We start from the raw sequence: 19040 nt of genomic DNA, 5'->3' as shown, positions 1-19040 counted from the left end.
TCGTTTCCACGTCTAGGCTTCGACCGGTGAAGGACTGGAAGTTCTGCCCTCGCTGCGGCGAGCGCACACGCCTCGCCGGCGACGGCGAGGACACGCACGTCGAATGCCCCGCGTGTGGCTTCACCAAATACGACAACCCGCTGCCGACCACGGTCGGTCTCATCCTCGACGGCGACCGGATCCTGTTGCTGCGCCGGGCACACGAGCCCCGCAAAGGCGCTTGGGACACCGTCGGTGGCTTCCTCTCCGGAGCCGAGACCGCCGAAGAGAACCTCGTCCGCGAAGGGCTCGAGGAAACCGGCTGCGAACTCCGGAACCTCCGCTTCGCCGGGTCGTATCCGTCGGTCTACGGCGAGACGGGCCTGAAGACGATCGGCCTCGCTTTCGTCTGCGAGCTCCCCGCGAACGCGGAAATCGTGCTCTCGGAAGAGAATTCCGAGTACGCCTGGTTCCCCCTGGCCGACCGCCCGCCGCTCGCCTTCGCCGACTGCGAAGCCGCGGCCGCCTCGCTCACCAGCCGAACAGGTTCCGCATGATCCGCGAGCAGCGCTCGGTCATCGCCGCGGCGTCCTGATCCGGCTGATCGATCCACCAGCTGATCAGGGAGTCGACCACGCCGGTCCACACCTGGGCGATCGCCTCGATGTCGCGATCGTCGTCCAGTCCGCGCGAGCGCATCAGCTGGGCGGCGCCGATCAACGCGAACCCGTCGAGCCGGTAGCGGTAGTCGACCGCGACGCCGGCGATCTCACCGGTCGAAGGCACCGTCGGATCGCGCAGCAGCTTCCACGCGTACCGGTCGTTGTCGAACGTCTCGAAGATGGCCGAGAGCACCGCGAGCGGCATCCGCTCCGGCGGCTCGCCCTCCGCCGCCATCGTCTCGGCGACCCCTTCGGTCAGCCTGTCCCCCGCCCGGTGCAGACAGGCGAGGTACAGCCCGTCCTTCGAACCGAAGTACTGGTACAGCAAGGGTTTCGTGACGCCGACCCGGCGGGCGATCTCCACCATCGACGCCCCCGCGTACCCGTTCTTGCCGAACTCCTCCGTCCCGGCGCGCACGATCTGGGTCTCCCGCTCCTCGCGGGGCACCCCCTTCGTGCCGACGGCCCTTGCTTCTGTCACGGCGGCTATCTTACCCTGAGGTAAATGACCCTAGGGTAAGTTACCTGATGGTCAGATAACGGGGGCGAGACAGGGAGAGGTGCGGTGGCGGATTTTCTTGCCCATCTGAGTGACCCGGTGCTGATGGCGACACCGGTGTTCCTGCTGTTCGTCGCGATCGAGATCCTCGCGCTGCACGTGCTGGGGCACGACGACAACGTCATCGGCTACAGCGTCAAGGACACCCGCACCAGCATGTCGATGGGGGCGGTGGCGGTGGTGATCAACGGTGTCTTCCGCATCGCCATGCTGTTCGTGTTCGCCGCGCTCTACGAACTGGCACCGGTGAAGTTCAGCCCGCACGACTGGTGGACCTGGGTCCTGATGCTGCTCGGCCAGGAGATCGTCTTCTACGCCTACCACCGGGCGAGCCACCGCGTCCGGCTCATGTGGGCGGGCCACCAGGTGCACCATTCGAGCGAGCACTACAACTTCTCGACGGCGTTGCGGCAGAAGTGGACCCCGTACTTCCAGCTGCCGTTCTGGTCGATCCTCGCCCTGGCGGGCATCCCGCCGTGGATGATCCTCACCGGCCTGTCGATCGACCTCGTCTACCAGTTCTTCGTGCACACCGAGAAGATCCGGAAGCTGCCGCGCTGGTTCGAGTACGTGTTCAACACCCCTTCACACCATCGGGTGCACCACGGCAGCGACCAGGAGTACCTGGACGCGAACTACGGCGGCATCCTGATCATCTGGGACCGGATGTTCGGCAGTTTCGTGCCGGAGGGCAAACGTCCGACCTACGGGCTGACCAAGAACGTCGAGTCCTACAACCTGCTCAAGGTCGGCTTCCACGAATACGGGTCGATCCTGCGCGACGTCCGCGCGGCCGGCTCGTGGCGGGACAAACTCGGGTACGTGTTCGGCCCGCCGGGCTGGCAGCCCAAGGAGGCGCTAAGCGCTCCTGCGCAAGGCGGGTGAGTTCTCCGGGCGGATCTCCGGCGGAAGGCTCTCCAGCGGCGGCCGCTGCGTGAGGGCCACGTCGGTGAGCACGAGTTCCCGCTCGACGCCCTCCCCCGCTCCGCGCCGGAATTGGGCGAGCGACGTCGACGGCGGCGCCGCGGAGATCACCCGGCCCCCGCGCTCCAGCCGGTCCATCAGGGTCAGCATGATCTGCGCGGCCATCCGGCCGAGTGCCTGGGTGCCCTGGTGCCGGTGGGTCCGATGGCCGAGGTCGACCTGCGCGAGCGCGTCGAGCCCGTGCAGTTCGAGCAGGTCGATCAGGTGGCCGACCTCGACGCCGTAGTGCGTGACGAACGGGATGCCTTCGAGCACTTCGCGCCGTCCCGCGTACTCACCGGCGAGCGGCTGGACGAACCCGGCGAGTTCCGGCCAGTACATGTTGAGCAGCGGACGGGCGACGAGTTCGGTGACCCGGCCGCCGCCGTCGGGTTCGACGCCCGCCGTCCCGGCGAGCGGACGGTGGTAAAACCCTTTGACGTAGGCGATCCCCGGGTCGGTCAGCAGTGGCCCGAGCAGCCCGGTCACGTAGTCCGCGGTGAAATCGCGGAGATCGCCGTCGACGAAGACGACGAGGTCCCCGCTGGTCTCGGCGACCCCCTTCCAGAGCGCTTCTCCCTTGCCCGTCAGGCCTCCCAGCTCCGGGAACACCGCGTCCTGCGCGACGACGTCCGCCCCGGCCGCCCTGGCGACCTCGGCGGTCGCGTCCGTGGAATGGCTGTCCACCACCAGGATCTCGTCCACCAGGGGGAAACGTTCGACGAGTTCGCGCCGGATGGTGCCGACGATCGTGCCGACGGTCTCCTCCTCGTCGCGGGCCGGGATCACCACCGAAACCCGCGTCCCGCGTTTGGCGGCGACCAGCTCCGCCGCCCACCAGTCACCGGCCCGGCTGCTGCGCCGCGCGAGCCACGTGCCGACCTCCGCCGATACCCGCATGGCTTCCCCTTCCTTCGAAGATCACCTCAGCGGTGAGCTTCGAGGGAGGCTGTTTCCATCCGTCGTCGCCACGGAAACCGCCGCGTTACGCCTGCCCGCCGCAGGTTAACGACCGGGAGAGGACCTCACCGGTACGGCGCTTGGCGAGGTAGAAGGCGGCCTCGTGCGGCTTCGCCCCGTTGTCGACCGTGTAGCCGCTGTCCAAGACGCCGTCGGCGCCGGGGAACAGCCCGCTGAGATCCGGCCGGGCGGCGACGAGATCGTCCCGGTCGGCCAGGTTCACCCAGCTCGCGACGCCGGGCGGGACGGACGGCGGCTGCGGGCGCGTCCGTTCGTAGACGACCGTGCGCAGGCCCAGCGGTGAGCCGAGGGTGAGCAGCAGCGGCAGCGGACGGCCGTGCAGATGGGCGGCCTCATAGGCGACTACGGAACCGAGGGAATGCCCGATGATCGCCTCGGTCTCCGGTCCGATGTGCTCGGCGACCCGGTCTTGCACGCGTTGCCGGATCGTCTCGTCGGTGAGGTACAGCGTCACCTGCTTGAGTGCCTTGACCACCACGCGTTCGGCGAACGCCACCCCGAGCCTCGCGAACGGCTTCAGCCGCACGAGCGCGTTCAGCACCGGGCGGGCGGCCGCGCGCACGCCTTGGGTCTCCCCCGCCTGGCCGCCGAGCAGGTCCAATTCGGCCTTCGCCCGGTTCCGGTCCGTCTCGCGGGACGCCGAAGAGGCCGCGTTCCGGAGCCATTCCGCCGCCAGCGCCTCGGCGAGCCCCCACTCGTCCTCGGTGAGTTCGTCCGCGCCGCCTTGCTGGCCGTCCTTCCGGAAAAGGTCACCGTAGAAGGCCATCCGCGCGTCGCCGGGCCGGGCGTCGCGCCACAGGGTGTCGGCCAGCGCGGCGTCCCCGGCGAGCCGGACGCCGCCCGCCAGACTCGGCAGCCATTCCGCCTCGAGGGTGTCCGCGGACTTCTGCTCCTGGGCGATGCCGTGCACCAGAACGATCCGAGCCATGGCGCACAGTATCGCGGCCGCCCTTGCCGGTGACCGTCCGATGAGACAAAGTGATCTCCGTGGGAGAGCGGAGGTCGTTGGTGGTCGCGTCGCAATGCGACTCACTGAACCTTCTCTCGTTCCTCCCCGACGCGGGCCACCAGGTCTCGACGGCCCTGCTCGACCCCGAGATCGGCGGCTGCGTCCCCGCGCTCGAAGACGGTCGCGGCCTGCTCGTCGACCCGACGATGGTCGAGCTGGACGACGCGCTGGTGGAAGCCTTCGAGCGCGCGTCGGAAGACGAGGCGACGCTCTTCCTCTCGCTCGTCGGGCACGGCGAATACGCCGACGACGACTTCTACTTCCTCACCAAGGACACCGGTTTGCCGGTGGACAGCAGGCGCTCCTTCCTCTTCGCCCAGCGGATCAAGGAACTCCTCGGCCGCTACTCGATGCTGGACGGGCTGGTGATCCTGCTCGACACCTGCCACGCCGGGATCGGGGCGAGACAGGCGGGCCAACGCTGGCTGCGGATCGTCGGCGAGGCGGGCAAACGGTTCGACCTGCTCACCGCCTCGGACGACCGCGTCGCCGCGAACGGGTGTTTCAGCCGGTCACTGGTCTCGGTCCTGCGGTCGGGGCACGCGGAGTTCGGCGAGCGGGTCCGGTGCGCGGATCTCAAACGGGTGATCACCGGCCTGTGCCCGGCGCAGACCGCCGTCCACCTGGGTTTCGACGGCACGCGCGAGGTGGCCGAGGCCGATCAGGGGCTGTGGCTCGCGCTGAACTCCTCCCCCGCCTGGCGGCGTTCGCCGCTGGCCGGCAACCCGGCCGCGCCGCGGGTCGAACGGCTGACCGCGGACTACCGGCCGGATCCGAAACTCGGCGAAACCGTCGGGCATCTGCTGACCGGCACCCGGCTGGTGGTGCTCGAAGGCAGGGCCGGATCGGGGAAGTCGGCCATGCTCGCCGCGCTGGCCCGGCCTTCGGTGGCCGGATCCTATGTGCCGCCCGACTTCCTGCACGCCGTGCTGTTCGCCAGTCCTGGTGACACCGCGGAACAGATCGCCCGCGAGCTGGCCCGCCAGTTGCGGCGCACCGTCCCCGGATTCGCCGAGGCCGAGCGGGCGCACCGAGCCGGGCTCGACGACGCCGGTCTCAGCGGGGCGAGCGCGTTCGATCTGGCCCTGCTCGGTCCTCTCCGGGCCCTCGCTCCACAGTGGACGGGTGGCCCGGTACGGATCGCGATCGACGGGCTGGACGATCTCGACCCCGGACTCCGGCGACGGATGCGCCTGGTTCTCCGCGATCTGTCGCGGGAACCCGCGCTGGACTGGGTCAAAACCGTGGTGGCGACCCGAAAGCCGGATTTCCTGCCCTCCGCGTTCGTGATCCGGATCGACCGGTCGTCCGGCGTTCCGAATCTGAGCCGCGAACCGGAGGACGTCTACGCGGGCGACCCCGTTTCGGAACCTGACACCGGCTCGCCCACTTCGCCGAGGATCACTCCCGCAACGCTGATCATCGACGTGCCCGGTCAGCCGCCCGCGCACCACGAGCTGTCCTTCGGGCTCACGACGCTCGGCCGCAGCAGGAACGCCGCGATCCGCCTCGGCGACTCGCGGGTGTCCCGGCTCCACTGCAAGATCCGCTGGAACGGAACGAACGCGTGGCTGACGGACCTGGAGTCCGCCAACGGCACCTTCGTCAACGGGCAGCGGATGCCGAGCGTCGAGTTGACGCACGGCGACGTGCTCCGGCTCGGGGACTCGACTGTCACCTTCATCAGCGTCGCGCAGGTGGACGACGAAGCGGCCGAAGAGGCCGACATCGAGCAGGGCACCGGTGCGGTGGCCTCGCCGCGGCCGGGTCACGCGGTCCTGCTCGAGTTGCTGGGTCTCGCCGCCACCCGTGGGCCTGTCCCGATCTCGATCCTCACCGCGGCGAGCGCGGCGGCCGGCGGCCCGGACCGGCGGGTACGCGTCCGCGACTTCCTGGCCGGGCTCGGTGATTCGGTCAGCCGGACGCGGGCGGGCCTGGCCGACGAAACCGTCCTGTGGACCGGAGAACCACCCGCTCTCTCCCCCGACGCGGCGACCCGGCTGCGCGCCCGGCTGGCGGCGGCGACCTCGGAGGTGGCACTCGTGACCGGAGACGACGAGCCGACGCTGGAACAGAGCTACGCGGCGGCCAACGAGGCCGAGCACTTCTGGCTCGCCGGTCTCCGCGAGGACGCCCTCGCCGCGTTGGAGCGGCGGGCGTCCCATATCCCGGTCGAAAACCGGGAACGCTGGGCCGCCTGGGCGAATCGCGCGGCACGGGAACTCGGCGACACCGACCGGATCACGTTGCGCTGCAAGGCTCGGCACGCGACCTGGACCGGCAAGGCGGGCGACGCGGCGGGAGCGCTCGCCCGGTTCGAAGAGCTGTTGCCGATCGCCACGGCCGCTCTCTCCGATGGCGACGAAGACGTCTTGAGCATCCGCAACAACATCGGGCACCTGCTCGCCGAACTCGGCCGTTTCGAAGAATCCCGGGCCGAGTTCGAAGCCCTCGTCCGCGACGCCACCCACGCTCTCGGAGCCGATCATCGCGAGACGCTGCACGCCCGGCACTTCCTCGCGGTGGCGACCGGCAAGACGGGGAACGGGGAGGAGGCCCTCCGCCTCTCCCGGGAACTGCTGCCGCAGGCGAAACAGGCCTTGGGCGACGACGAGATCGTCAGCCATGTCCGGCACAACATCGCGTTCTGGAGCGCCGAAATCGAGCACCCCCCCCCCGTCGTTTCGGAGTATCGACGGCTCCTCGACGAAGCGACGGGACGGCTGAATGAACGGCATCCCGACGTCCTCGACCTCCGGTTCGGCCTCGCGCTCGCTCTCGCCAAGGCGGGCCGGGTCACCGAAGCGCTCTCGACCTGGACCCTGCTGCTCGACGATTCGATCGAGGTCCGCGGCGAACGGCACGGCGAAACCCGGAAGATCCGCGAGCAGCTCGATCACTGGGGTACGCGGGAGTGAGCGGTGAGCGCACTGCGGATCGCGCTCCTGACCTACCGCGGGAACCCGCGCAGTGGCGGTCAGGGCGTCTACGTCCGGCATCTGAGCCGCGAACTCGCCGGGCTAGGGCATCGCGTCGAGGTGCTGTCCGGGCCTCCCTATCCGGAGGTCGATGACGGCGTGCGGTTGACGAAGATCCCGGGCCTCGACCTGTTCGCGGAGCCGAATCCCTTCCGGACGCCGCGGCCGAGGGAGCTGCGCGATCTGCCGTCGTGGGTGGAGTTCCTCGGCATGCGCCGCGGCGGTTTCCCCGAACCCCTCGCGTTCTCCCTGCGTGCCGCGCGCCATCTCGCGAAACGCCGGGGCGAATTCGACATCGTCCACGACAACCAGGGACTCGGCTACGGCATGCTCCACTGTGGACTGCCGACGGTCGCCACGATCCACCATCCCATCGCGGTGGACCGGGCGCTGAAGCTCGCCACCGTCACCGGACGGGAAGCGGCGCGGGTCGAGCGGTGGTACGGATTCGTCGACATGCAGCACCGCGTCGCACGGCGGTTGCCCGCGCTGACGGTGTCGCGGGCTTCCCGGGCGGCCATCGGCCGGGAAATGGGCGTGCCGGAGGACCGGATCCACGTCGTCCCGCTCGCCGCGGACACCAGGTTCTTCCTGCCCCGGCCCGAAATCCCGCGGGTCCCCGGGCGCGTCGTGGCGACCGCCAGCGCGGACGAACCGTTGAAGGGGCTCGAACATCTCCTGGCGGCGTGGGAACGGATCGAGGGTGAACTGGTGATCGTCGGCAAACCGAAACCGGACGGCCCGGCGGCGCGAGCGCTCGCCCGGCTCGGCCCCGGCGCCGGCGTCCGCTTCGTCAGCGGGCTGACCGACGACGAACTCGCGCGGCTACTCTGCTCGGCCGAAATCGCTTGCATACCTTCACTGTTCGAAGGCTTCTCGCTGCCGGCGGCCGAGGCCATGGCCTGCGGGACGCCGATCGTGGCGACGACCGGCGGGGCGCTGCCCGAAGTCGTGGGTGACGCGGGGATCCTGGTGCCGCCGGGCGATGTCCCGGCGCTCGCGGAAGCGCTCACCAAGGTCCTCGGCGACGAACACCTGCGCGCCGACCTCGCGGCCCGCGGTCTGGCGACGGCGGAGACGCTGAGCTGGCGGCGCACCGCCGAGGAGACCGCCGCGCACTACCGGCGCGTCCTCGGCCGGGAGCGTGCCGGGTGCTGACCGTCGATTTCGACCGGTTCCCCGTCGGCCCCGGGGACCGGGTGCTCGATCTCGGCTGCGGGGACGGGCGTCATGCCTATGAGGCGTACAAACGCGGCGCGGACGTGGTCGCCGCCGACCTCGACGACACCGCGCTCAAACACGTGCGGGACATGTTCGCCAACCTGGCGGAGGCGGGCGAGGCTCCCGCCACGGCTTCGGCGCTGGCCGTCCGCGCGGACGCCCTCCGGCTGCCGTTCCCGAGCGGTTCCTTCACCCGGGTGATCGTCGCCGAGACACTGGAACACATCCACGCCGACCGGACGGTGCTCGCGGAGGCGAGCCGTGTGCTGGCACCGGGTGGACGGCTGGTGGCGACCGTGCCGCGTTGGTGGCCGGAGCGGATCTGCTGGCTGCTCTCGGACGCCTACCACGAGGTCGAAGGCGGGCACATCCGGATCTACCGGCGCCGCGAACTGCTCGGCAAGCTCACCGAAGCCGGGCTGCGGCCGGCAGGCGGCCATCACGCGCACGCCCTGCACTCGCCCTACTGGTGGCTGAAATGCGCGGTCGGTCCCGACGAGGAGCACCGGCTCTGCGCGCTGTACCACCGGTTCCTGGTCTGGGACATCATGCGGAGTCCCCGGCCGGTGCGGTTCGCCGAGTGGGCGCTGAATCCGGTGCTCGGCAAAAGCCTCGTCGTCTACGCGAGCAAACCGTGAAGGCCACCGCCGCCACCATCGCGGCAGTGCAGCGGCCGGACGGCGGGATCCCCTGGGAGCCCGGCGGCCATCTCGATCCGTGGAACCACCTCGAAGCCGCCATGGGACTGGACGTGGCCGGGTTCGGAGCCGAGGCCGAAGGCGCGTACGACTGGCTGGCGCGGAACCAGCGCCCCGACGGGTCCTGGGCGGCCCGGTACCGCGACGGCGAAGCCGAACTGTCCACTATGGACACGAACTTCACCGCCTACGTCGCGGTCGGGACGCGGCACCATTTCCTGCTGACCGGCGACGACGCCTGGCTGGACCGGATGTGGCCGGTCGTGGACGGTGCCGTCGACGCCGTCCTGCGGCGGCAGCAGCCGTCGGGCGCCGTCTCCTGGCGGGACGACCCGGAGGTCCGGCTCGTCGCCGGCTGCAGCAGCATCCACCACGCGCTGACCCAGGCGCTGGCGCTCGCGTCCGTGAAGGGGCTGGACCGTCCACAATGGCAGGACGCGGCGCGGCGACTCCGTGTGGCGCTGCTCGACCAGCCTCGGCTGTTCGGCGCGAAACCGCATGCGATGGACTGGTATTACCCGGTTCTGGGCTCCGTCGTGACCGGCGCCGACGCCACGGCACGGCTGGCGGCGGACTGGGACCGGTTCGTCGAGCCCGGGCTGGGGGTGCGCTGCGTGCACGACGAACCCTGGGTCACCGGCGGGGAAACCGCCGAACTGGCGCTGACCCTCGCCGCCCGCGGCGATCGTGCCCGCGCGGGTGAACTCCTCGCCTGCCTGACCCGGCTCCGGCTCGACGACGGCTCGTACTGGACCGGATATCAGTACGAGGACGAGGAGTTCTGGCCGGACGAGCGCACCACGTGGACCTCGGGCGCGGTCCTCCTCGCCACCGCCGCGCTCGACGGCGACCCGGCGACCTGCGCGGTCTTCGGCGAACACCGCGTTTAGTCCTCTGGATGCGGTCCTTGCGTGTGCAAGTACCGCATCCAGAGGACTAAACGCGGGCTCGTCAGGCCTCGTCTTCTTCGAGCATGTCCGGCGTGACCGCGGATTCGGTGTCCGGAATGCCTTGTTCCTTCGCCTTCTTGTCGGCCATCGCCAGCAGACGGCGGATCCGGCCGGCGACGGCGTCCTTGGTCATCTGCGGATCCGACAGCTGGCCCAGTTCCTCGAGTGAGGCCTGCCGGTTCGACAGCCGCAGCTTGCCCGCGGCCAGCAGGTGCTCCGGAGCGGACTCGCCGAGGATGTCCAGCGCGCGTTCCACCCTGGCCGCCGCCGCGACGGCCGCGCGGGCCGAACGCCGCAGGTTGGCGTCGTCGAAGTTCGCGAGCCGGTTCGCGGTGGCGCGCACCTCGCGGCGCATCCGCCGCTCTTCCCACGCGAGCACGCTGGTGTGCGCGCCGAGCCGGGTCAGCAGGGCACCGATGGCGTCACCGTCACGCACGACGACACGGTCCGCGCCGCGGACCTCGCGCGACTTGGCCTGGATGCCCATCCGCCGGGCGGCGCCGACGAGCGCCAGCGCGGCCTCAGGGCCGGGGCAGGTGACTTCGAGCGACGACGAGCGGCCGGGTTCGGTGAGCGAACCGTGCGCCAGGAACGCCCCGCGCCAGGCGGCTTCCGCGTCGGCGACGCCACCGGACACGACCGCGGCGGGCAGCCCGCGCACCGGGCGGCCGCGCTGGTCGATCAGGCCGGTCTGCCGGGCGAGACCCTCGCCGTCCTTGACCACCCGGACGACGTACCGCGTGCCCTTGCGCAATCCGCTGGAGGAAATGACGTGCACGTCGGACTGGTGTCCGTACAGTTCGTGGATCTCCTTGCGCAGCCGCCTCGCCACCGAACCGGTGTCGAGTTCGGCCTCCACCACGACGCGGCCGGCCACGATGTGCAGCCCTCCCGCGAATCGCAGCATCGACGCGACCTCCGCGCGGCGCGGGCCGATCTTGGTGATCTCCAGCCGGCTCAGCTCGTCCTTCACGGCGGCGGTCATCGCCATCGCTGCCCCTCCATACCTTCAGCTCCTCCCCCGGTGAGACTCCAGAGCGTCTCGCATACAGCCCGCGAGCGCATCAGGATCATGCCGCCCCGTCACGACCGGGTCAGCCACCGCCCCCAGCAACGCCCGCGCGCCCAGTCTCCCGGCCGCGTCCCGCAACCGGGCTGGTGAGGGCACCGAGTCCCGATCCGCGATGACCGCGTCCACCCGCAATTCCGGGGCGTGTTCGAAGAGTACGTCCAAATGCTTCTCCGGCGAGAACCCCGCTGTCTCCCCCGGTTGGGGGATCAGGTTGAGGATCACGACCTTCGTGGCGTCCGTTCGGAGCAACGCGTCGTGCAGATCCGGCACCAGCAGATGGGGCAGCACACTCGTGAACCACGATCCCGGACCGAGGAACACCACGTCCGCGTTGAGCACCGCCTCGATCGCCTCGGGACATCCGCGCGGCGGCCGGTCGGCCTGCCCGGTCGGGTGCAGGCTGATCCGGTGCACCTGCCCCGGCGTCGTCGCCACCGCCACCTGACCGCGGATCCGGCGGAGCGCCTCGGGATTCTCGGCGTCCAGCCCCGAAACCTCACCCTGGATCTCCAGCGGTTCGGGTGACATCGGCAGGACACGGCCGGAGATGCCCATCAGCCTGCTCGCCTCGTCGAGCGCGGCGACCGGGTCGCCGAGCACCTCGAACAACCCGGCCAGCAACAGGTTCCCGACCGCGTGCCCGGCGAGCGCGCCGTCGCCGCCGAAGCGGTGCTGGAACACCTCCGCCCACAAGGTTCCGCCGTCTTCGGCGGCGAACGCGGCGAAGGCCTGCCGCAGGTCGCCCGGCGGCAGCAGCCCGAGCTCCCGGCGCAGCCTGCCGGACGAGCCCCCGTCGTCCGCGACGGTGACCACGGCGGTGACCTGCGAGGTCACCCGGCGCAACGCGGTGAGGGTGGCGTGCAGGCCGTGCCCGCCCCCCAGTGCGACCGCGCGCGGATCACTCGCGGCCAAGGTCGCGGTGCACCACCTTCACGGCCATACCGTCCTCATTGGACAGACGCTGGGCGAGCTCCTCGGAAATGGCGACACTGCGGTGCTTTCCACCGGTGCAGCCGACGGCCAGCGTCAGGTACCGCTTGCCCTCGCGTTTGTAGCCCGCGCCGATGAGGCGCAGCAGCTGGTGGTAGCGGTCGAGGAACTCGTCCGCGCCTTCCTGGCTGAGCACGTAGTTGCGGACCTCGCCCTCGAGACCGGTGTGGTCGCGCAGTTCCGGGATCCAGAACGGGTTCGGCAGGAACCGGACGTCCATCACCAGGTCGGCGTCCATCGGCAGGCCGTACTTGTAGCCGAACGACAGCACGGTGACCCTGGTCTGAGTGCTCGCCTCGGAGCCGAAGGCGTCCTCGATCTTGGCGCGCAGGTCGTGCACCGAAAGCGACGACGTGTCGAGCACGAGGTCGGCCTCTTCCCGCAGCGGCTCCAGCAGCGTGCGCTCGGCGGTGATGCCGTCGGCGAGCCTGCCGTCGCCCTGCATCGGGTGGCCGCGGCGGACGGCCTCGAACCGGCGCACCAGCACCGCGTCGGTGGCCTCCAGGAACAGGACGCGCGGCTTGTACCCGCGGGCGTCGAGGTCCTTGATGACCGAGGCCAGGTCGTCGGTGAACGCGCGCGAGCGCACGTCCATCACCACGGCGACCTTGGTGATCGCGCCCCGCGCCTGCGCGCCGAGCTCGACCATGGTGGCGATCAGCTCGGGCGGCAGGTTGTCCACCACGAACCAGCCCAGGTCCTCCAGGCATTTCGCGGCGGTGCTGCGGCCCGCGCCGGACAGACCGGAAACGACCGCGACCTCCATCCCGGAACCGCGGCCTTCTTCTTGCGCACTCACAATGGTCCCTTCACCGATCACGTACTGGACTCCCCCGCCGCCTGCGACGTCTCCCCTGCGAGTGCCGCGACGACCGCTTCGGCGGTGCGCCTGCCGAAGCCGGGCACCGCCTCGATCTCCTCTATCCGCGCTTCGCGGAGTTTCTTCACCGAGCCGAAGTGCTTGATCAGCGCGGTACGACGAGCCTGCCCCAGCCCCGGCACACCGTCCAATGCGGACACCTGCATCCGCTTGGACCGCTTCTCCCGGTGGTATCGGATGGCGAAGCGGTGCGCCTCGTCACGCAGCCGCTGCAACAGATACAACGCGTCGGAGGTGCGCGGCAGGATCACCGGATCGGGATCGCCCGGCAGCCACACCTCCTCCAGCCGCTTCGCCAGGCCGACCACGGCGACGTCGGTGACGCCCAGCTCGGAGAGCACGTCCGCGGCGGCGGTGGCCTGCGGGCCCGCGCCGTCGACGACGAGCAGGTTCGGCGCGTACGCGAACTTGCGCGGTTTGCCGGTCTCCGGGTCGATGCCCGGACGATCCGGGTCGACCCCTTCGGCGTTTTCCTTGAGATACCGGGAAAACCGGCGGCGGACGACCTCCGCGATCGACGCGACGTCGCCTTCCTCCGCGGCCTCACGCAAGGCGAAGCGCCGGTACTCGGACTTGCGCGGGATCCCGTCCTCGAACACGACGAGCGAGGCGACCACGTCGCTGCCCTGGATATGGCTGATGTCCACACATTCGATGCGCAGCGGCGCGGTTTCCAGCGCCAGGTAGTCCTGGAGTTCCGCCAGCGCCGCCGACCGGGCGGTGAGGTCGCCCGCGCGGCGCAGTTTGTGCTGGGTGAACGCCTCTCCGGCGTTCCGTGTGACGGTCTCCGCGAGCGCGCGTTTGTCGCCGCGCTGCGGCACCCGCAGGCTCACCCTCGACCCGCGCAGCCCGGACAGCCATTCGCCGAGCGCTTCCGCGTCGGCCGGCAGCTCGGGAACGAGCACCTCACGCGGCACCGGCGGGCCGCCGTCGGGGTCGTCCGCGCGTTCGGCCTGTTCGCCGTAGAACTGCGTGATGAAGTGGTCGACGAGGTCTTTGACGTCCATCTCTTCGGCCTTGTCGATCACCCAGCCGCGCTGCCCGCGGACCCGGCCACCGCGCACGTGGAAGACCTGGACGGCGGCTTCGAGATCGTCGTGGGCGAAGGCGACCACGTCCGCGTCGGTACCGTCGCCGAGCACGACCGCCTGCTTCTCCATCGCGCGCCGCAGGGCGCCGAGGTCGTCGCGCAATCGCGCCGCGCGCTCGAACTCCAGCTCTTCGGACGCTGCCGCCATTTCCTGTTCCAGACGGCGGATCAGCGCGTCGGTGCGGCCGGCGAGGAAGTCGCAGAAGTCCTCGACGATCTCTCGATGCTCGTCGGCGGAGACCTTGCCGACGCACGGCGCGGAGCATTTGCCGATGTAGCCGAGCAGGCACGGCCTGCCGATCTGGCCGTGCCGTTTGAAGACGCCCGCCGAGCAGGTGCGCGCCGGGAAGACCCGGAGCAGCAGGTCGAGCGTTTCGCGGATGGCCCAGGCGTGCGCGTACGGCCCGAAGTACCGCACGCCCTTCTTGCGCGCGCCGCGATAGACGTGCAGGCGCGGGTACTCCTCGTTCATCGTGACGGCGAGGACCGGGTAGCTCTTGTCGTCGCGGTACCGGACGTTGAACCGCGGATCGAACTCCTTGATCCAGTTGTACTCGAGCTGGAGCGCCTCGACTTCGGTGCCCACGACGGTCCACTCGACGCTCGCCGCCGTGGTCACCATCTGGCGCGTGCGCGGATGCAGGCCCGTGATGTCGGCGAAGTACGAGTTCAGCCTGCTTCGGAGGCTTTTCGCCTTGCCGACATAGATGACCCTCTTCGTGGCGTCACGAAATTTGTACACGCCAGGGGCGTCCGGGATGCTCCCCGGCGAGGGACGGTAGGTGGTCGGGTCAGCCACGCCACCAAGCCTATGGGGCACCACCGACAGTCTTACGAGGCCCCGTCCTTACGCGCGGCGCCGTCAACCCTTCGGGTGGCCGTTCCCACCATCCGGTCCGTATTTCACTACGTATACCGACCTAAGTCGGGTCTTCGGCCGGAACCGACGTTCGTTGGTTCCTGGCGGGTGAATCGGTTGATTACTTTCCGTCCCAGTTCCACTTCATTCGGTTCTTCGTCAGATGACGCTCGAAAGGACTCCTGCACCGTGAGCCGTCTTCGCACGCTGGGCGCCGCCACCCTCGCCGCCGCAGCCCTCACCATGACCGCGGGCGCGGTCGCCTCCGCGGGCACCCCCACCGGTGTCCAGCCCAACATCGTGGGCGGCGGCACCGCCCCCACCGTGAGCTGGGGCGCCCAGGTCTACGTCAACACCCCGGGCCGTCAGTGGGACGGGTTCAACTGCTCCGGCAGCGTCATCGCCCAGCGCTGGGTCCTGACCGCCAAGCACTGCCTCGACTCCGACGGCACCGGCATGCGCGTCCGCGTGGGCAGCAACCAGCTGCAGGGCGGCCGTGAGATCGCCGTCGACCGCAAGGTGTCCTCGCCCGCCGGCTCCGACATCTCGCTGCTGCACCTGGCCTCCGACGCGGGCGTCACGCCGATCACCCTGGCGAGCTCGAACCCGTCGGTCGGCAGCACCAACCAGCTCTACGGCTGGGGCCGCGAGACCCCGACCGGCCCACCCGCCTCGGCGCTGAAGGTCGCCAACGTCCGCGTCAGCGGCAGCTCGAGCGACGCCTACGGCGGCCCGGCCATCCAGAGCGTCGGCATCAACGGTTCGGCGTGGAAGGGCGACTCGGGCGGCCCCCAGGTCTCCAACGGCGTCCAGGTCGGGGTCGCTTCGACCGTGCAGAACCAGAGCGGCTCGAACATCCGCGGCACCAACAACTACGGCAGCGTCGCTTCGGCCCGCTCCTGGATCCGTTCGACCACCGGGGTCTGACCTCCACCCCGGTGAAAGGGCCCTCCGAGACGCGACCCGTCTCGGAGGGCCCTTTCGCGTCGGCCTGTCGGTGGGGTGTGGGACGCTCGCGGGCATGCGGATCGCGACCTGGAACGTGAACTCGATCGGGCCCCGGCTGCCGAGGGTGCTGGACTGGCTCGGCACGGTACAGCCGGATGTGCTGTGCCTGCAGGAACTCAAATGCGGCACCGATGCCTTCCCCTTCGACGCCGTGAAGGAACTGGGCTACGAGACGGCCGCGTACGGCATCGGGCGCTGGAACGGCGTCGCGATCGTGTCCCGTGTCGGGCTGGAAGACGTGACACGCGGCCTGACCGGCGAGCCCACCTTCGAGGACAAGGCCGACGCGCGGGCCATCGGCGCCACCTGCGGCGGGCTTCGGCTGTGGTCGGTGTACGTGCCCAACGGGCGCGACCTGGAGAACCCGCACTACGGCTACAAACTCGCCTGGCTCTCGGCGCTGGAGGCGACCGTGCGGGAGGAGCAGGCGCGCGGACTGCCGTTCGCGGTGCTCGGCGACTTCAACATCGCGCCGACCGACGCGGACGTGTGGGACATCGGCGTGTTCGCCGAATCGACGCACGTGACCGAGCCGGAGCGGAAGGCGCTCGCGGCGCTACGCGATCTCGGGCTGTCGGACGTGTTCCCGCGGCCGCTGAAGTACGACCACCCGTTCACGTACTGGGACTACCGGGCCGGGAACTTCCCGAACAACAAGGGAATGCGGATCGACCTCGTGTACGCCGACGCGACGGTGGCCGGCGCGGTGACGGATTCCTATGTGGACCGTGAGGCGCGGAAGGGGAAGGGTCCCTCGGACCACGCGCCGATCGTGGTGGATCTTTCGCTCTGAGCGCGCGTTTCGTCCTCTGAATGCGGTCCTTGCGTGTGCAAGTACCGCATTCAGAGGACGAAACGCGGTCGGCCGGAGCGGGACGTCAGCCTTCCCAGGCCGCCTTATGCAGCCGCCGCAGCGCCCACACCGCCGCCACCGCGCGTTCCCGGTCCACCGCCTGCACGGCCATGACCGAGTAGTACTCGTCCTCCGGCAGCTCCAGCCGGGCCCACGAGGCCCCGTCCGGGAAGCTCACCGAGAGGACCTCGCTCCACGCGAACTTCTTGGTCATCAGCACGTTCCGGACCTCGATACCGTCCGCGTCGGCCTTCACGCGCGCCATCGCGAACAGCATGGTGCCCGCGGCGAGCAGGACCCCGATGCCGATCATCGCCGCCTGGTCGGACGGCTGGAAGATCACGCCGGTGTCCGAGCCGCGCAGCAGCACCGCGACGACCACGAACGTCGCCAGCAGGATCACCGCCAGCACGGAACACATCACCAGCGCGCGGCGGGGCCGCACCACCACGACCTCGGACTCCGTCATCACATCCGCCTCGACGCTCACACGAATCCCCGCTCGGTCCACGGCTGGCGCAGGTTGCGCAGCGCGTGCGCGGCGTCCAGCGCGGCGACCGTCGCTTCGTAGCCCTTGTCCTCGACGGAGCCGGGCAGGCCCGACCGGTCGAGGGCCTGCTGCTCGGTGTCGCAGGTGAGGACGCCGTTGCCGACCGGGGTGCTCTCGTCGAGCGCGACCCTGGTCAGGCCCGCGGTGACCGCGTCGCAGACGTACTCGAAATGCGGTGTCCCGCCCCGGATGACCACGCCCAGCGCGACGACCGCGTCGTGTGTGCGGGCCAGGGCCTGCGCGGCGACGGGCAGCTCGACGGCGCCCGCGACGCGCACGACCGTCGGCTCCTCCTCCAGGTCGGCCGCCTTGGCCGCCTCGAGGGCGCGGTCCAGCAGGGCGCTCGTGATCTTCGTGTGCCAGCGCGTGGCCACGATCCCGAGCCGGATGTTCTTACAGTCGGACAGGTCGAGTTCGACGTCCGGACGGCCTTCGCCGCTCACCGCGTGCCACCTCCGTTGCCCTGGTCGACCTCGGCGCCGACCTGGTCGAAATGCTCCAGCTGGGACAGGTCGTGCCCCATCCGGTCCCGTTTGGTCTTGAGGTAGCGCAGGTTCTCCGGGTTCGGCGAGATGGGCAGCGACACCCGCCCGCTGACCCGCAGGCCGTAGCCCTCCAGCCCGACGCGCTTGGCCGGGTTGTTCGTCAGCAGCCGCATCGAGCGGACACCGAGGTCGCACAGGATCTGCGCGCCGGTGCCGTAGTCCCGCGCGTCGGCGGGGACGCCGAGCTGCAGGTTCGCGTCGACGGTGTCCGCGCCGGCGTCCTGCAGCTGGTAGGCCTGCAGTTTGTGCAGCAGCCCGATGCCGCGGCCTTCGTGGCCGCGGATGTAGAGCACGACGCCCCGGCCTTCCTTGGCCACCGCTTCCAGGGCGGCCTCCAGCTGCGGGCCGCAGTCGCAGCGCAGCGAGCCGAAGACGTCACCGGTCAGGCACTCGGAGTGCACGCGGACCAGGATGTCCTCGCCGTCGCCGATCTCGCCGTAGACGAACGCGATGTGCTCGATGCCGTCGAGCAGGCTGTCGTAGCCGACCGCCCGGAACGTGCCCGCGTTCAGCGGGATCCGCGCCTCGGCGACCCGCTCGACCTGCTTCTCGGTGCGCCGCCGGTACGCGATCAGGTCGGCGATGGTGATCATCTTGAGGTCGTGGTCCGCGGCGAAGACCTCGAGTTCGTCGCGGCGGGCCATGTCGCCCTCGTCCTTCTGCGACACGATCTCGCAGAGCACCCCGGACGGCGAAAGGCCGGCCAGCCGGGCCAGGTCGACGGACGCTTCGGTGTGCCCCGGGCGCCGCAGGACACCGCCCTGCTTGGCGCGCAGCGGGACCACGTGGCCGGGCCGCCGGAAGTCCGACGCCTTGGACGCCGGGTCGGCGAGCAGCCGGACGGTGTGCGACCGGTCGGCCGCGGAGATACCGGTGGTGATGCCCTCGGCGGCGTCGACCGTGACGCTGTACGCGGTGCCGCGCTGGTCCTGGTTCGTGTGGTACATCGGCGGCAGGTCGAGCCTGTCCGCCTCGGCCTCGGTCAGCGCCACGCAGACGTAACCCGAGGTGTAGCGCACCATGAAGGCCATCAGTTCCGGCGTGGCCTTCTCCGCCGCGAAGATCAGGTCACCCTCGTTCTCGCGGTCCTCGTCGTCCACCACGACGACCGGACGGCCGGCCTTGATGTCGGCGATGGCCGCCTCGATGGCATCGGCGTTCACGGCCACCCCGCCTCCACAGGGGGTCAGACC

The 19040-nt window shown here is 70.2% G+C and carries 18 protein-coding genes; 8 read left to right on the top strand and 10 right to left on the bottom strand.

Annotated elements, in window-relative coordinates; genetic code table 11:
* The first annotated feature begins 26 nt into the window (after positions 1-26).
* Positions 27-536 (top strand): NUDIX domain-containing protein, encoded by a 510-nt coding sequence (locus tag ACIRGA_RS20715; protein WP_400943149.1) that lies wholly within the window; start codon positions 27-29, stop codon positions 534-536.
* Here ACIRGA_RS20715 and ACIRGA_RS20710 read toward each other — a convergent pair.
* Complete coding sequence (locus ACIRGA_RS20710; RefSeq protein ID WP_400943147.1) at positions 511-1122, bottom strand: TetR/AcrR family transcriptional regulator; 612 nt, start codon at positions 1120-1122, stop codon at positions 511-513. The genes ACIRGA_RS20715 and ACIRGA_RS20710 overlap by 26 nt on opposite strands.
* A gap of 84 nt (positions 1123-1206) precedes the next feature.
* Between ACIRGA_RS20710 and ACIRGA_RS20705 the strand changes: the two genes are divergently transcribed.
* Entirely contained in the window at positions 1207-2085 is an 879-nt protein-coding gene (locus tag ACIRGA_RS20705; RefSeq protein WP_400943145.1) for a sterol desaturase family protein, read from the top strand.
* On the opposite strand, the gene ACIRGA_RS20700 is transcribed toward ACIRGA_RS20705, so the two are convergent.
* Together ACIRGA_RS20700 and ACIRGA_RS20695 are read right to left on the bottom strand one after the other, a co-directional pair.
* Positions 2059-3063 (bottom strand): glucosyl-3-phosphoglycerate synthase, encoded by a 1005-nt coding sequence (locus tag ACIRGA_RS20700; protein WP_400943143.1) that lies wholly within the window; start codon positions 3061-3063, stop codon positions 2059-2061. The two genes, ACIRGA_RS20705 and ACIRGA_RS20700, sit on opposite strands and share 27 nt — an antisense overlap.
* An 85-nt stretch (positions 3064-3148) precedes the next feature.
* Positions 3149-4072 carry a hypothetical protein gene (locus tag ACIRGA_RS20695; protein WP_400943141.1) on the bottom strand — a complete coding sequence of 308 codons (924 nt, stop codon included), beginning with the start codon at positions 4070-4072 and terminating at the stop codon, positions 3149-3151.
* An 80-nt stretch (positions 4073-4152) separates the two neighbouring features.
* Between ACIRGA_RS20695 and ACIRGA_RS20690 the strand changes: the two genes are divergently transcribed.
* Genes ACIRGA_RS20690 through ACIRGA_RS20675 form a run of 4 tightly spaced genes read left to right on the top strand, consistent with a single transcriptional unit; the run spans position 4153 to position 9940 of the window.
* A complete protein-coding gene (locus tag ACIRGA_RS20690; RefSeq protein WP_400943234.1) occupies positions 4153-7071 on the top strand; it encodes an FHA domain-containing protein in 2919 nt (972 codons plus the stop codon).
* Positions 7072-7074: 3 nt separating this feature from the next.
* Entirely contained in the window at positions 7075-8289 is a 1215-nt protein-coding gene (locus tag ACIRGA_RS20685) for a glycosyltransferase family 4 protein (protein ID WP_400943139.1), read from the top strand.
* A complete protein-coding gene (locus ACIRGA_RS20680) occupies positions 8283-8990 on the top strand; it encodes a class I SAM-dependent methyltransferase (protein ID WP_400943137.1) in 708 nt (235 codons plus the stop codon). The genes ACIRGA_RS20685 and ACIRGA_RS20680 overlap by 7 nt, the downstream gene beginning before the upstream one ends.
* Positions 8987-9940: a prenyltransferase/squalene oxidase repeat-containing protein gene (locus tag ACIRGA_RS20675; RefSeq protein WP_400943136.1), complete on the top strand. Its 954-nt coding sequence runs from the start codon at positions 8987-8989 to the stop codon at positions 9938-9940. The genes ACIRGA_RS20680 and ACIRGA_RS20675 overlap by 4 nt, the downstream gene beginning before the upstream one ends.
* Positions 9941-10001: 61 nt before the next feature.
* On the opposite strand, the gene whiA is transcribed toward ACIRGA_RS20675, so the two are convergent.
* Genes whiA through uvrC form a run of 4 tightly spaced genes read right to left on the bottom strand, consistent with a single transcriptional unit; the run spans position 10002 to position 14831 of the window.
* A complete protein-coding gene (gene whiA / locus ACIRGA_RS20670; protein ID WP_005152315.1) occupies positions 10002-10991 on the bottom strand; it encodes a DNA-binding protein WhiA in 990 nt (329 codons plus the stop codon).
* Positions 10992-11009: 18 nt separating this feature from the next.
* Complete coding sequence (yvcK, locus tag ACIRGA_RS20665; RefSeq protein WP_400943135.1) at positions 11010-11984, bottom strand: uridine diphosphate-N-acetylglucosamine-binding protein YvcK; 975 nt, start codon at positions 11982-11984, stop codon at positions 11010-11012.
* Positions 11971-12828, bottom strand: coding sequence for an RNase adapter RapZ (gene rapZ, locus ACIRGA_RS20660; protein ID WP_034311885.1), 858 nt, complete (start codon positions 12826-12828; stop codon positions 11971-11973). Before rapZ ends, yvcK begins: the two co-directional genes overlap by 14 nt.
* A gap of 50 nt (positions 12829-12878) precedes the next feature.
* Positions 12879-14831: an excinuclease ABC subunit UvrC gene (uvrC, locus tag ACIRGA_RS20655; protein ID WP_400943133.1), complete on the bottom strand. Its 1953-nt coding sequence runs from the start codon at positions 14829-14831 to the stop codon at positions 12879-12881.
* Positions 14832-15080: 249 nt separating this feature from the next.
* On the opposite strand from uvrC, the gene ACIRGA_RS20650 reads away from it, so the two are divergent.
* Entirely contained in the window at positions 15081-15818 is a 738-nt protein-coding gene (locus ACIRGA_RS20650; protein ID WP_400943132.1) for a S1 family peptidase, read from the top strand.
* A 94-nt stretch (positions 15819-15912) separates the two neighbouring features.
* Complete coding sequence (locus ACIRGA_RS20645; RefSeq protein WP_400943131.1) at positions 15913-16692, top strand: exodeoxyribonuclease III; 780 nt, start codon at positions 15913-15915, stop codon at positions 16690-16692.
* 85 nt (positions 16693-16777) lie between these two features.
* On the opposite strand, the gene ACIRGA_RS20640 is transcribed toward ACIRGA_RS20645, so the two are convergent.
* From ACIRGA_RS20640 to ACIRGA_RS20630, 3 genes are read right to left on the bottom strand one after another with little or no spacing between them, the layout of a single operon-like run.
* The gene (locus tag ACIRGA_RS20640; RefSeq protein ID WP_400943130.1) at positions 16778-17221 is read right to left on the bottom strand and encodes a PH domain-containing protein; all 444 of its coding nucleotides are present in this window, start codon (positions 17219-17221) and stop codon (positions 16778-16780) included.
* A 17-nt stretch (positions 17222-17238) separates the two neighbouring features.
* Complete coding sequence (gene ribH, locus ACIRGA_RS20635) at positions 17239-17745, bottom strand: 6,7-dimethyl-8-ribityllumazine synthase (protein ID WP_037343973.1); 507 nt, start codon at positions 17743-17745, stop codon at positions 17239-17241.
* Positions 17742-19016 carry a bifunctional 3,4-dihydroxy-2-butanone-4-phosphate synthase/GTP cyclohydrolase II gene (locus ACIRGA_RS20630; RefSeq protein WP_395875815.1) on the bottom strand — a complete coding sequence of 425 codons (1275 nt, stop codon included), beginning with the start codon at positions 19014-19016 and terminating at the stop codon, positions 17742-17744. Before ACIRGA_RS20630 ends, ribH begins: the two co-directional genes overlap by 4 nt.
* Positions 19017-19040: the final 24 nt, after the last annotated feature.

It is taken from the genome of Amycolatopsis sp. NPDC102389 (genome assembly GCF_044765885.1).
GTDB lineage: Bacteria > Actinomycetota > Actinomycetes > Mycobacteriales > Pseudonocardiaceae > Amycolatopsis.
Note: the sequence above shows the minus strand (reverse complement) of the source record. Positions and strands in the feature narration are given on the sequence as shown.